The sequence below is a fragment of the Micromonospora sp. NPDC126480 genome (genome assembly GCF_040302465.1).
Lineage (GTDB): Bacteria > Actinomycetota > Actinomycetes > Mycobacteriales > Micromonosporaceae > Micromonospora.
On record NZ_JBEORU010000011.1, the window covers coordinates 1 to 13,057 of the forward strand.

The window sequence follows — 13,057 nt, forward strand, 5'->3', positions numbered from 1 at the left end:
ATCAACCACCTCATCGACACCCCCAACCTCAACCCCCAACCCTGGACCGGCCCCACCCCCGACATCGCCGTCAACCTCCACGGCCACGGCCCCCAATCCCACCACCTACTCACCGCCACCCACCCCCACCGACTCCTCGCCTACACCAACCCCGACGCCAACCACCACGACGGCCCACCCTGGCGCCCCGACGAACACGAAGTCGACCGCTGGTGCCGCCTACTGGCCTGGTACGGCATCCCGGCGGACCGTACGGACCTGACGCTGATCCGGCCCCCGGCCGGTGGGGTGCCGGCCGGGGTGACGATCGTCCATCCGGGAGCGAAGGCGCCGCAGCGGCGATGGCCGGTGCAGCGGTTCGCCGCGGTCGCCCGGCAGCTGACCGCCGAGGGTCACCACGTCGTCGTCACCGGGAACCACACCGAGCGCCGCCGCGCCGAGCAGGTCGCCCAGCTGGCCGGGCTGCCCGACGACGCGGTCCTCGCCGGACACACCGACCTGCACCACCTCGCCGCCCTCGTCGCCCACGCCCGACTGCTCATCAGCGGCGACACCGGCATCGCCCACCTCGCCACCGCCTACCACACCCCATCGGTCGTCCTCTTCGGCCCGGTCTCCCCGGCCCTCTGGGGACCACCACCGGACCGGCCCCGGCACGAGGCGCTCTGGCGGGGCCCGTACCGGGGTGGCCGGGCGGACGACGTACCGCATCCGGCGCTGGCGGCCCTCGACGTGCCGGACGTGCTCGCGGCGGTGGCGCGGGTCGAGGCAGCGGCACGGGGTGGACGGCGGGAGGTCCTTCCCGCGCCGGTCCGCCCGGCGGCGCACCTGCCGGTCGGGTGACGGCCGTCACCCAGTAGTTACCCGCCGGTAGTCAGCGGTCGTAGATTGGACCGGTGAACGCGGAGTACCAGCAGGAGTTCGTAGACGTCGACGGGGCGCGCCTCGGCGTACAGGTCTACCCGGAGCCGGCCGGCGGCCGGGACGACGCCCCGCTGGTGCTGATCTCGCCCGCGATGGGTGTCCCGGCGCGGTACTACCGGCCGTTCGCCACGGCGCTGCGCGACGCCGGGCTCGCCGTCGCCGTCGCGGACCTGCGCGGCACCGGCGTGAGCACCCCCCGACCGAGCCGCGCCTGCCGGTACGGGTACGCGGAGCTGGCCGCCGATGTGGGGGCGGTGCTGACGGCGCTCAAGGACCGCCGGGACGGCCGGCGCACGGTACTGCTCGGGCACTCCCTCGGCGGGCAGGCGGCCCTGCTGCACACCGCGCTTCGCGCGGAGCGGGACGTGGACGGCCTGGCACTGGTCGCCGTGGGGCTGCCGTGGTGGCGCTGCTACCCGGGGCGGCGGGGGTACGGCGTCCTGCCGTACACGCAGGGCATCGCCGCGGTCGCCCGGCTGGTCGGGGTGTGGCCCGGGTGGGGCTTCGGCGGCCGGCAGGCGCGGGGGGTGATCCGCGACTGGGCGTACACCGCCCGCACCGGGCGTTTCCCGCGGCTGGACGGCGTGGACGCCGAGGCGGCGGTGCGCGCGCTCCGCGTACCCGTGCTGGCGGTCAGCGTGGACGACGACCAGTACACGCCGCACGAGACGCTCGACCACCTCTGCGGCAAGCTCGACGCCGCGCCCGTCGTGCGCGAGCGCTACACGGCGGCCCAGGCCGGCACCCGGATGGACCACTTCACCTGGGTACGCGCGGCCGCCCCGCTGGCCGGGCGGGTGGCCCGGTTCGCCGCCGAGCTGCCGTCCCGCTGACCGGCGACCGCCGCCAGGCCGGTTCCCGGTCAGTCCACCCGTCATGCCAGCAGCTCCGACCACGGACACCGGCCCGGCCCGGCGGCGGTTCTGCGGCCGAATCAGCGGCCGCGCGTCGTATCGGCGGGCGACGGTCGGGATTAGCGGCTCGGGCGGCGGGTATGCCGCACCGCCCGACACGGTGGAAGGGGATCAGATGTCCGAACGGCACACCGCGCTGCGCTCGATGCACGATCTGGGCCTGGCGGCCTGGTTCGGAGGCTCCCTGATGGGAGCGTTCGGCGTCAACGGCGGCGCGGCTCAGATCAGCGACTCGACCCAGCGGCTACCGACGGCCTCGGCCGGGTGGGCCAGGTGGACCCCGGTGAACGCCGCGGCGATCGGCGCCCATCTCGCCGGTGCCGTGGGCGAACTGGTGACGGAGAGCCCGCGCGTGGCGAGCCAGGCCGGTGTGGGCCGGGCCAGCACGATCAAGACCGCGCTCACCGTCAGCGCGCTCGCGGTGACCGGGTACAGCCGGCTGCTGGGTATGAAGCTGGAGAAGGCCGGCAACCCGCCGGTCGACGGCACCACCGAACCGAACCACTCGACGCCGTCGAACGTGGCGTCCTGCCAGCGGCAGATGAAGGTGCTCCAGTGGGCGATTCCCGCGCTGACCGGAGCGCTGATCGTGGTCACCGCGTACATGGGTGAGCAGCAGAAACCCGGCCAGGTCCTGCGTGGCATGCTCGGCCGGGCCAGTTCGCTGGGAACCCCGAAGAACATCGGCAAGCTGGCGATGATGGGCATGGCCGGAAAAAAGATGGCCATGATGGGCGCTTCGCGGCGCGGGATGGCGATGTCCCACCACCGCTGAGGCCGGCGCCGGGCGCCGTCCCGCCGCGACCTCGACGGCGGGGCGCGCCCGGCCGACCCACGCGGACACGACGACGGCCGGGGCCGCCGTCCGGGCACGACGAGACCAGCGAGGTGGGCGATGACCGGGAACAGTGGACGCGACGACGGGCGGCAGCCGGAGGCGGCCACCCCGTGGGTCACCCGGGACGGCTTCGACGCCGACCCGCCGTGGGGCGCGGGCGAGCACGACCCGATGGACGAGGGCAGCGAGGAGACGGCCGTTCCGGAGGGCCGGCGCGGTGAACGCCGCGCCGGTGCACCGAGCGGCCCGTCCGGCCGTTCCGGCCGGCACGGCTTCGGCCCGGTGGAGCCGACCCGGACGCCGATGGCCGGCCCGGGTGCGCCGCCGGACCCGGCGCCGTCGCACCGGTCCTTTCCGGACGACGCCGACATCGACAAGCGCGCCGAGGACGCGCTGCGGACGCGGGGCCGGCGTTCCTGACCACCGCCCGGTCAGGGTGTCGCTCGACCGGCGGCACCCCGGCCGGTCAGGCGCCGGCGGTGTCCTCGTCGGCGGGCGTCGACGGGTCGGGCGCCACCTGGTGGCCGGTGTCGTCCACCAGGCCGGGCGCCAGGCTGCCGCCGTGCGCTTCCTGTGCCGCCCGGGTCTCCCGCGCCGCCGCGTCCTGCGGCACCCCGGGGGCGTCGTCGACGTGTTGCTCCTGCCGCTGCTCGCCCATCGCGATCCGTTCCTCCCGTCGGCAAAGCCTCATGATCGCCGGTACCCGGCTGCGGGGACCGGAAACCGCGATCAGCCGGCACGGGCCGGCGACCGGGCCGGCTCGACGCCGAGCAGGTCGGCGAGGCGGGCGGCGTCGCGCTGCGCCTGGTCACCGCAGCAGTTGTTGAACAGCACGTGCAGCTCGGTACTCCGCCCGCCCAGCTCGACGAGCAGGTCCGCCCAGTGGCGCAGTTCCCGCTCGCCGTAGGCGTACCGGAACTTCTCCTGCTTGTCGCCGCTCTCCCAGCCGGTGCTGTGCCCGTGGAAGCGGACCACGGCGAGGTCGGCCGTGGTGACCGGGACCGGCGGCACCGACGACGGGTGGCCCTGCGGCATGTCCACCACCACGTGGGCGAGATCGTGCTCGCGCAGGAACGCCAGTGTGTCGAGCGCGGCCGTCTCCTCGAACCAGGAGCCGTGCCGCAGTTCCACGGCCACCGGCCAGGGCCGGCACCGCCCGGCCAGCTCGACGATGCGGCGGCGGGCCGCGTCGCCCCGGGCCAGCCACGGTGGGAACTGCAGCAGCACCGCGCCGAGCCGGTCGGCCACCGCGAGCTGCTCCAGCGCCGCGCGGAACCGGACCCACAGCTCGTCGTACGCGCCGGGAGGCAGGTCGCGGCGGCGGATCCGGCGCGGGTTCCCGGGGGGACGCAGGTCCCGGGGGAGGCAGTCGACCGGTGTCGGGTGACCGGTGAACAAGCGGAACGCCTTGACGTCGAAGGTGAAGCCCGCCGGGGTGGCCGCCGCCCAGCCGTGCGCGGTCTCCGGCGCCGGTACCGCGTAGTACGACGTGTCCACCTCCACGAGCGGGAACCGGTCGGCGTAGTGGGCCAGGCGGCCGGCCGGGGTGTTGGCGGAGCGCGGGTACCAGCCGGAATCGAGCAGCGTCCGATCCGCCCAACCCGCCGTACCGACCTTGATGACACCCATGTAATTAGTGGAGCTCGGATCGGACGAATCAGCAACCGCAGGACGAAACCGGGCCCGGGGAGCCGGGGTCCCCGCCGTCGTCCCGGCGCCGGCGCCTGCTGCTCGTGTGACGCTCCGCCGGGCGGTGGCGCTAGGAACACGAGATGAACGCACACCGGTTGGACTCCGAGACCGTCGAGCGGCTGCTCGACGACGCCATGGACCGGCGAAACGGGCCGCACCCCCTCGCGGTGCTGCTGTCCGCGGTCCGTGCCGCTCCGGGCTCCGGCGAGTTGGCCGGGGAAGCGGCGGCGGTGCGGGCGTACCGGCTGGCCCGGCAGGGCGCACCCCGTTCCGTGTCCGGCGCACGCCGGTCGGGCTTCACGCTCACCGGCTTCGGTCTCCGTGCCGCAGTTGCGGCCCTGCTCGTCGCGGGGACCGGCGGGGTGGCTCTCGCCGCAGCCGGCGGTGTCCTGCCCAACCCGTTGCGGACGCCCGGGCCGCCGTCCGCGCCGGCCGTCGAGGCCACCGGCTCCCCCGGCGGCGACACCGAGCCACCGTCCGTCACGCCCTCCTCGTCGGCGGACCGGCCGGACCCGTCGACGGCGGAGCTCTGCCGGGCCTACCGGATCGAGGCCGTCGACAACCCGGGCCGGGCGCTGGACAACCCGGCCTTCACGGGGCTCGTCGGCGCGGCCGGGGGCCGGGACCGGGTGCCCGGTTACTGCGACCGGGTGCTGGCCACGGCACCCGGCGGTTCCGACCCGCACACGACCCCGACCGACCGTCCCGGCAACCGCCCGAGCGTCCACCCGACCGGACGGGCGGCACACTCGGCCACCCCGACCCGGCGCCCCGACCGGCCCGGCGACCCCGATCCGGCCACGCCCGGGGCGGATCAGCGCAGCCGGGGCTGGGTCCCGAGCACGCCCTGGGCGCGGTCGCGGCCGTAGGCGTCGGCGCGGCCCCACACGCCCGGGATGTCCAGCAGCTCGATCCGCCCGAGGCCCGGCGGCACCGCCGGGTTCACCAGCAGGTTCCGGCCACGCGGCTCGAGCCCCAGCACGGCGGTCAGCAGCATCAGCAGCCCACCGGAGGACCAGGCCTGCGGACACCCGGCGGACGGCAGCTTGACCGGGTACCTCGTGAGGCTGCGCGGATACCCGGCGATGAGCTCCGGCACCGAACCGCCGACCACCTCGGCCATGGCGAACATCCCGTCGGCGATCCGGGCCGCCTCGGCGTCGCACCGGTACCGGCGCAGGCCCGCGGCGGCCACCGCGTTGTCCCAGGGCCACACCGCGCCCACGTGGGAGCCGACCGGGTTGTAGACCCGCTGGCCGGCGGCCAGGGTGCGCACCCCCCAACCGGAGAAGAGGTCCGGACCGACCAGGTGCTCGGCGAGCAGCCCGGCACGCTCGTCGGTCACGATGCCGCTCCACAGGAGATGACCGATGTTGGAGGTGAGCGCGTCGACCGGCTCGCCGTCCGGGCCGAGCGCCAGCGCGTAGTACCCCCGGTGCGACAGCCAGAAGTCGTCGTTGAACCGGCGCTTCAGCTCCGCGGCCTCCCGTTCGAGCCGGTCCGCGTACGCGGGATCGTTCCAGATCTCCCGGGCCAGGCGCGCGCCGCGGATCTTCGCGTCGTACGCGTAGCCCTGGACCTCGCAGGTCGCCCGCGGGAAACCCGGGTGCCGCCCGTCGGCGTCGGTGATCGCCTCCGGCGAGTCCTTCCAGCACTGGTTCACCGCGCCCTGCCGACGGTTGCGGCGCTGGTAGCGCACGTACCCGTCGCCGAGCGAGTCGCCGTACTCGTCGATCCAGTTCAGCGCCAGACGGGCCGGGTGGCGCAGCTCCCGCACCAGGTCGGCGTCGCCGGACCAGCGCTCGTACTCGTCGAGCAGCACCACGAACAGGGGTGTGGTGTCGGCCGCGCCGTAGTACAGGGTGGTGGGCTCGTCGCCGAACGCGGCCGCTTCCCCGTAGCGCAGCTCGGCGAGGATCTTGCCCGGTTCCTCCTCGTGCGTGTCGTCGAGCTGACCACCCTGCAGCAGGGCCAGCAGGCGCAGCACCACCGGGGACAGCTCCGGGATGAACGGCAGCGTCTGCAGGCAGGTCACCAGGCTGTCCCGCCCGTAGAGGCCCATCGCCCACGGCAGCCCGCCGACCAGCACCCGTTGCTTCGACGACAGCGGCTCGTACCGCAGCGACGCCAGGTCGATCAGGCACCGCCGGTACGACGCCACGAGCGCGTCGTTCTCGGCCACCAGCGTGGGCGCCCGCTCCAGCCACCTCTGCAGGTCCTCGCGCATGTCCCGGGTGACGTGCAGGCGGTGCGTCGCCAGGTCGGCGCGCATGTCCCGGCCGGCCTCGCCGTGCACGATCATGCCCACGTGCAGGTCGTTCTCCCACTGCCCGTGCGGTGGCACCCGGATCCGGAAGGTCATGCCCTGCTCGTCGACCTCGGCCGGTTCGGTGCTGGTGACGACCGTCTCCCGGTCGAACCGCCGGTGCCGGTACCGCAACCGCAGCTGGTGCAGGATGGTGTCCGCCCGGACGTGCACGTGCCGGCGGGGGCGCCGGCCGTCCTCGGCGGTGTCGGCGACGTCGGCGAAGTCGCTGCCCATCTCCATCCGCACGGTCAGATCGGCCGGCTCGGCGGAGTGGTTCAGCACGGTGAGCTTCTCCCGGAAACTGTCGTTCAAGGACCGGTGCCGGATGACGGAGACGTCGGCGTCGACGTAGTGGCTGGCCGTGCCGGGGACGAGGAAGAACCGCGTCTCGAAGTACGCCATGTCGTCACGGGAGAGCACGCGCAGCCGCTCGCCGTCGACCCGGAGCACCCAGTGCGCCAGGAACCGGGTGTCCCAGGAGAACAGCCCGACCGGTGCGTTCGGATCGAACTCGATGTCCCCCTGTGCGTCGCTGACGGCGAAGGCGTTGCCCACGATCACGTGCACCCGCTCCTGCCTCACCGGTTCCTCCCTCTCACCACGGTCACGGGGGCCCGCACCGACGCCCGCGACGCCCGGGCCACCTCCCGCGGGTGGCGTGCGCCGGGCGGGCCGGGAAAGAGCCGACGGAGGATCATGAACAGCCGGATGTCGCCCTGCACGGTCAGGTCGTTGCGGCCCAGCGCGGCGGCCGGATGCAACTCGCCAGTCGCGATCCGGTCGAACACCGCCCGGTCGGCCCGCAGGACGAGGTCGGCCTCGTCGGAGCACCGCCGCACCCTGATCCGCTGGTCGGCGATCGTGAGGTACCAGTGCTCGGTCCGACCGTCGCTGCGGGCGTCGAGGCGTACGGTGCCGGCCGTGGTCTCCGGCAGGTCCGGGTGGCGCCCCGATTCCAGCCGCTCGATCAGCTTCGCCGCGGGCGTCATCATCGCCCCCTCCTCCCCTTCCCTGGCAGGCTCACACCGTCCGGGGTGAGGCCGGTTCACCCGCGTCGGGTGAATCGACCCCGCGGTACGGAGCGGTTTGGTCCGGGCCCGAACGGGCAGGCGATCGACGGACGCGGAGAACCGGACCCACAGGAGGAGACATGCGCGCGCTGCGCTTGCCGGGGTGGAAGTCGGAGCCGGAACTGGTCGAGGTGGCCGAGCCGACGCCCGGCCCCGGCCAGGTGGTGGTGAAGATCGGCGCGGCCGGCGCCTGCCACTCCGACCTGCACCTGATGCACGACTTCGAGGCCGGCGCCGTGCCGTGGAACCCGCCGTTCACCCTCGGGCACGAGAACGCCGGCTGGGTGCACGCCCTGGGCGACGGCGTGACCGGGCTGGAGGTCGGGCAGCCGGTGGCCGTCTACGGGCCGTGGGGGTGCGGCACGTGCGCCCGGTGCCGGGTGGGTGTGGACCCGTACTGCGAGAACCCGGCGGGCGCGCCGGTGCCCGGCGGGGGCGGCGGCCTCGGCCTCGACGGCGGCATGGCCGACTACCTGCTGGTGCCCGACGCCCGGCACATCGTCCCGTTGCCGGCGGGACTCGACCCGGTGCAGGCCGCGCCGCTCACCGACGCGGGTCTGACGCCCTACCACGCGATCCGCCGCTCCTGGCCCAAGCTGGGCCCGACCAGCACCGCCGTCGTGATCGGCGTGGGCGGTCTGGGGCACGTCGGCGTGCAGATCCTCAAGGCCACCACCGCCGCCCGGGTGATCGCCGTCGACACCCGCGAGGAGGCGCTCCGCCTCGCCGAGGAGTGCGGGGCAGACCTGGCCCTGCGCTCCGGCGCGGAGACCGCGCAGGAGATCCGCAAGGTCACCGGGGGCCGGGGCGCGGACGTGATCGTCGACTGCGTCGGGGCCGACGCGACCCTCGCCCTCGGCGTCGCCGCCGCACGGACCGTCGGTGACCTGACCATCGTCGGGATCGGCGGCGGCACCCTGCCGGTCGGGTTCTTCTCCGTGCCGTACGAGGTGAGCATCCAGACCACCTACTGGGGCAGCCGCCCGGAGCTGATCGAGGTGCTGGAGCTGGGTGCCCGGGGCATGATCCATCCGAAGGCGACCACGTTCGCGCTCGAGGACGCGATGACCGCGTACCGGAAGATGGCCGACGGGACGCTCGAAGGCCGCGCCGTCGTCGTGCCCTGAGAACCGCCCGACCGCGCCGCTCTACGCTGATCACCGTGGTCGCGGCGCTGGAGCTCTACCTGGACACCGACGCCACCCGGCGGATCCGGGTGCTCTGGGACGCGCTGGAGGCCGAGGGTGTGCAGAGCATGCGCTCGCTGCTGGCGCAGCGGCACCGGCCGCACGTGTCGCTCGCGGTGGCGCCGCGCCTGGACCCGCAGCAGGTGGCCGGGGCCCTGACCGGCACCGTCGTGGCGGCGCCGCTGGAGCTGGAGTTCCAGTACGCCGGGCAGTTCGTCGGTCGGGTGCTCTGGCTCGGCGTCACGCCGACCGCCGACCTGCTGGCGCACCACCGCCGGGTGCACGACCGGCTGGCCGCCGCGGGGATCGCCCTGGCCGACCAGTACCGCCCGGGGCGCTGGGTGCCGCACTGCACGCTCTCGATGCGGGTGCCGAACGTGCTGATGGCCGCCGCCGTCCGCCGCTGCCTGGAGATGCTCCCGCTGAGCGCGACGGTGGTGGGCGCGGGCGTGGCCGACCACGCCCGGGGCATCGCCCACCCCCTGCCCTGAACGCCGCCGCGGTCAGTCGGTGCAGCAGCCGCGGACGACCGGTGCCAGCGGGCTGGTCCGGAGGATGCGGACCTGGCCGAGGTCGCCGCCCAGCGGGTCGGCGAAGCTGCCGTTGGGCTCCGGCAGCACCTCGACGGCGAGCGCCCCGATCGGCGAGCCGGTGGGCAGGCCGGCGGCGTCGAGCGCACCCCGTACCTCGTCCCCGGTCCAGCCGATCTCGCCCTCCACGGCGAGCGGGACGCCGGCGTCGGGGCGTTTCCGCAGTGGGCGCAGCGGCCGCAGATCGAGCTGGATGTTGCGCTTCGTGCTGCCGTCGGCCTGGGTGACCCGGGCGTACAGCACCGCCCAGAGGCCGGTGTTCGGCGGGCTCGGCGCCACCCGTCGCAGCCCCAGGTACGGCACCGCGTACGCGGCGCGGACCCGGACCGCGCCGTCCGGCTCGGCGAGCACCGTGCACGGCAGCTCCGGTGCCGGATGGGCGACGCCCTCCAGCACCAGCGACTCCCCGAACCGGCCCTGCGCCGTGCACCACAGCGGGTCGGCGGCCGGCCCCCGGTCGTGCCCCACCCGGATCTCGTAGGTGTAGAAGGAGAACAGCTCCGGCGAGTTCGGGTCGGTGTTCGGCGGCAGCGGCACCAGGAAGTGCCGGTCGCTGTCGGCCGCCGGCTCCAGGCGCTGCATGGTCGCCAGCCCGGCGTGGTCCTGCACCTGGCCGGGCGTGATCACCCGGACCGGCTCCGGATCCAGCGGCACGCCCTCGACGGTGAGCGGGTCGGCGACCGGCTCGGTGCCGGGCAGCAGCATCGGGTCGGGGGTCACGGTCAGCGGCCGGACGAAGTACGCGTCCCGCGGGTCGGCGGGTGGCTCGGCGAACTCCAGCCACAGCCGGCGGATCCGGGGGGCGGTGGCCGCGTACTCGGCGTCCGTCGCGTACGGGGTGAGCGCGATCCCGGCGGCCACCACCTTCGGCACCTGGGCCGGGGGTGTGACCACGGGCAGGCGGGTCTCCACGGTCCGCGTGACGGTGCCGCCGCCGGCCAGGGTGACGGTCAGCTCGTAGCCGACCGCCAGCTCGTACGGGAAGCCGTCCGGACCGGCCGGCGGGGGCAGCGCGTCGAGGAAGTACAGGCGGGTGGCGGTGCGGTCGACCGCGCCGCGGGTGGCCTGCACGTTCACCGAGTCCATCAGCTCCACGGTGCCGACGTCGACGGTCTCCGACGGCGCGCCGGGCGCGTCGGGCAGCCGGACCGTCCGGCGGACCGACAGGGTCGGCGAGCCGGCGCCGCGCCACGTCCAGTCCCGGTCCAGCACCACCTGCACCACGTTGATCCACTGCCCGGCCAGCTCGGCCGGATCCGCGAACTCCACGCTGGTCAGGTCCGGCGCCAAATGGTGGGTGAGCCCGGCGCAGCCGAAGCCGACCCGCTGCCCCGGTGGCCCGAGCAGCATCGGCCCGTCGGCCACCAGCTCCACCGCGCCGGCGAGCCGGCCGAGCAGGGCCGGGGTGGGCGCGGACTGGGCGGCCAGCGCGTGGGTCACCACCGCCGTGCCGGCGTCCGGCCGGAGGAACACCGAGCGCAGCTCGTCGGCGAGCGGCAGCGGTCGCAGCAGGTCCGGCTCGGCGCCGGCGGCGCCGTGCAGGTCGACGATCCGGGCCGGGCCGCGCCGGGCGGCGTCGGTGCCGAAGTACGCCGGGTCGGCGGCACCGAGGGCCCGCAGCTCCAGCCGGACGTCCCGGGCGGTGAGCACCGGCAGTGGTCCGGTCACGGTGCCCTCGCCGCCGGTCTGGCCGGTGACGTCGACCTCCGTGTGGTCGGCCGCGTCGATCCAGTCCAGCTCCAGCTCGTACGCCTCGTCCGGGTCCGCCGGGAACGGCCGGGTGGTGGCGTACCACTCGACGTACCCGTCGTCGCCGCCGGCCGGGTCGAAGGCCGGCGTGCGCAGCAGCACCCGGACGTGCAGCCGGCCGGTGTCCGGGTCGGGGACCGCCGGGGTGGTCTCGTTCCCGGGATTGGCGTCGTTGGCGGCGATCTGCGCCAGCAGGGCGGCGCGGGCGGGCGCGCCGGCGGCGAACACCGCCTCCGGGTAGCCCAGCGTCGGGCGGTGCACGGTCAGCGCGGCGACCCGGCCGTCCGGCGGCGCGGTGACCGGGTCGACCGGGGGCGTCGACGGCGGGCGGAACCGGCGCAGGTGCAGCAGGGCGGTCGGCGCCTGGCCGGGGCGGGAGGGCACGGCGGCGACGTCGGGGCCGCCGCCGGTGGCGTCGGCCAGCCGGACCCGGAACTCGTACGACCGGCCGTAGCGCGGCTCCACCGCGTCGGCGCCGGCCGGTACGGCGGTGTCGGCCTGGCCGACCGGGACGTCCATCAGCCGCTGCTCGTCGACGGTGTCGACGACGAGCGACCCGCCGCGCCAGCGCAGGAACCAGGCGGGCAGCCAGAGCTGACCGCTGTGCTCGGCCGGCACGACCTCGCTCCACCGTTCCTCCCGGGCAGTGCCGAGGTCGACACCGACGACGAGCGGGGCGTCCACGAGGGACAGCGACGTCCAGCCGTCGGCACCGGCCTCCCGGACGTCGACGCGGTAGCCGAACACGCCGCGCGGGGCGAGCACCGGGTCCTCGCCGTCGGGCGGGGCGCCCAGCGCCCGGTTCTGCCCCTCGAGGATGTCCTCGTCGTCCCAGCCCAGCTGGACGCCCTCGTCCCGGGCGACGGGCGCCCCCGAGCCGCTCTCGTCCAGCAGGTCGGCGCTGACCGGCTGCCGGGCGTGCACGATCTTGGCGAAGCCGTCGTCGAAGCGCAGCGCCTCCACGAAGACCTTGTCGTAGTTGCCGAGCGCACCGGCCTCGGTGGCGTCGGCGGAGACCGGGAAGAGCACCGGGGTGAAGACCGGCGGGTCCGCGTCGTCCGGCAGCGCCGGCACCCGGGTGGCGAAGGAGCGCAGGAAGGCGGGGTCGGTGGTCTGGGCGGCGTAGTCGCTGTGCGGGGCGAGGTCCACCCAGAGCCAGCCGCCGCCGGCCAGCCGGGCCGGGTCGACCGGTACCTCGAGCGCGACGATCAGCCCGAGCGCCTCGGCGAGCCGCGGGCGGCGCAGCGCGAAGGCGATCGCCTCGCCCCAGCCGATCACCTGCGGTGGCGGCGGGGGCGCCGGCTCGGGCGGGCAGCTCATCAGGCAGTGGTAGCTGCCGTCGGTGACGGCGAGCGAGGTACGCGGCCGGACGAACGGGAACGAGCGCCGGTAGCTCTCCGGCAGGTACTTGCGCAGCTGCTGGCTCGGGTCCCGGTGCTGCGGCGCGAAGGTGTCCCCGGCCGGTCCGGCCGGGATCTCCAGGGCGTCCCCGATGGCGGTGAAGGCGCTCCGGGCGTCCGGGGCGTGCACGGTGGACGGATCGGGCGGCAGGACGGCGGTCTGGTCGACAAGGGTCCGCTGCGGCAGGGCGTCGACGGCGTCGGAGAGCTGGACCGCGAAGGCGAACCTCGCGTCGGCGAACGCCGGCACGCCGGGCGGCGCGGCCAGCAACGGCTCGAGCGGGTTGCCGGCGGGGGCGACGAGCAGCCGGATCGACAGCGTCCGCGAGGCGTGGTCCCAGCGCTGGAGGTACGGCACGAGGGTGAGCTTGTGTGCGGTGGCCAT

The 13,057-nt window shown here is 75.2% G+C and carries 12 protein-coding genes; 7 read left to right on the forward strand and 5 right to left on the reverse strand.

The features are described 5' to 3' along the window. The 4 genes from ABTW87_RS12540 to ABTW87_RS12555 all read left to right on the forward strand — a co-directional run. Positions 1–843: glycosyltransferase family 9 protein (locus ABTW87_RS12540; protein ID WP_350650928.1), on the forward strand; the 843-nt coding region annotated here is incomplete at its 5' end. Positions 844–896: 53 nt separating this feature from the next. Next, positions 897–1,757: an alpha/beta hydrolase family protein gene (locus tag ABTW87_RS12545; protein ID WP_350650929.1), complete on the forward strand. Its 861-nt coding sequence runs from the start codon at positions 897–899 to the stop codon at positions 1,755–1,757. 196 nt (positions 1,758–1,953) lie between these two features. Then, positions 1,954–2,613 (forward strand): hypothetical protein, encoded by a 660-nt coding sequence (locus ABTW87_RS12550; protein WP_350650930.1) that lies wholly within the window; start codon positions 1,954–1,956, stop codon positions 2,611–2,613. Positions 2,614–2,733: 120 nt separating this feature from the next. Continuing rightward, on the forward strand, positions 2,734–3,096 hold the full coding sequence (locus tag ABTW87_RS12555; RefSeq protein WP_350650931.1) for a hypothetical protein: 363 nt from the start codon (positions 2,734–2,736) through the stop codon (positions 3,094–3,096). Positions 3,097–3,142: 46 nt separating this feature from the next. On the opposite strand, the gene ABTW87_RS12560 is transcribed toward ABTW87_RS12555, so the two are convergent. Both ABTW87_RS12560 and ABTW87_RS12565 read right to left on the reverse strand, forming a co-directional pair. Then, positions 3,143–3,334, reverse strand: coding sequence for a hypothetical protein (locus tag ABTW87_RS12560; RefSeq protein ID WP_350650932.1), 192 nt, complete (start codon positions 3,332–3,334; stop codon positions 3,143–3,145). A 71-nt stretch (positions 3,335–3,405) separates the two neighbouring features. After that, positions 3,406–4,305 (reverse strand): DUF72 domain-containing protein, encoded by a 900-nt coding sequence (locus tag ABTW87_RS12565; RefSeq protein WP_350650933.1) that lies wholly within the window; start codon positions 4,303–4,305, stop codon positions 3,406–3,408. A 143-nt stretch (positions 4,306–4,448) separates the two neighbouring features. Here ABTW87_RS12565 and ABTW87_RS12570 point away from each other — a divergent pair, with 143 nt between their 5' ends. After that, on the forward strand, positions 4,449–5,237 hold the full coding sequence (locus tag ABTW87_RS12570) for a hypothetical protein (protein ID WP_350650934.1): 789 nt from the start codon (positions 4,449–4,451) through the stop codon (positions 5,235–5,237). Here the strand turns inward: ABTW87_RS12570 and ABTW87_RS12575 are convergent. After that, entirely contained in the window at positions 5,183–7,258 is a 2,076-nt protein-coding gene (locus ABTW87_RS12575) for an amylo-alpha-1,6-glucosidase (protein WP_350650935.1), read from the reverse strand. The genes ABTW87_RS12570 and ABTW87_RS12575 overlap by 55 nt on opposite strands. Next, positions 7,255–7,668 carry an SCP2 sterol-binding domain-containing protein gene (locus ABTW87_RS12580; RefSeq protein WP_350650936.1) on the reverse strand — a complete coding sequence of 138 codons (414 nt, stop codon included), beginning with the start codon at positions 7,666–7,668 and terminating at the stop codon, positions 7,255–7,257. The genes ABTW87_RS12575 and ABTW87_RS12580 overlap by 4 nt, the downstream gene beginning before the upstream one ends. Positions 7,669–7,826: 158 nt before the next feature. Between ABTW87_RS12580 and ABTW87_RS12585 the strand changes: the two genes are divergently transcribed. Both ABTW87_RS12585 and ABTW87_RS12590 read left to right on the forward strand, forming a co-directional pair. Next, positions 7,827–8,873, forward strand: coding sequence for an NAD(P)-dependent alcohol dehydrogenase (locus tag ABTW87_RS12585; protein ID WP_350650937.1), 1,047 nt, complete (start codon positions 7,827–7,829; stop codon positions 8,871–8,873). A 35-nt stretch (positions 8,874–8,908) separates the two neighbouring features. Beyond that, on the forward strand, positions 8,909–9,424 hold the full coding sequence (locus ABTW87_RS12590) for a 2'-5' RNA ligase family protein (RefSeq protein WP_350650938.1): 516 nt from the start codon (positions 8,909–8,911) through the stop codon (positions 9,422–9,424). A gap of 12 nt (positions 9,425–9,436) precedes the next feature. Here ABTW87_RS12590 and ABTW87_RS12595 read toward each other — a convergent pair whose 3' ends face one another. Further along, positions 9,437–13,057 carry a hypothetical protein gene (locus ABTW87_RS12595; RefSeq protein WP_350650939.1) on the reverse strand — a complete coding sequence of 1,207 codons (3,621 nt, stop codon included), beginning with the start codon at positions 13,055–13,057 and terminating at the stop codon, positions 9,437–9,439.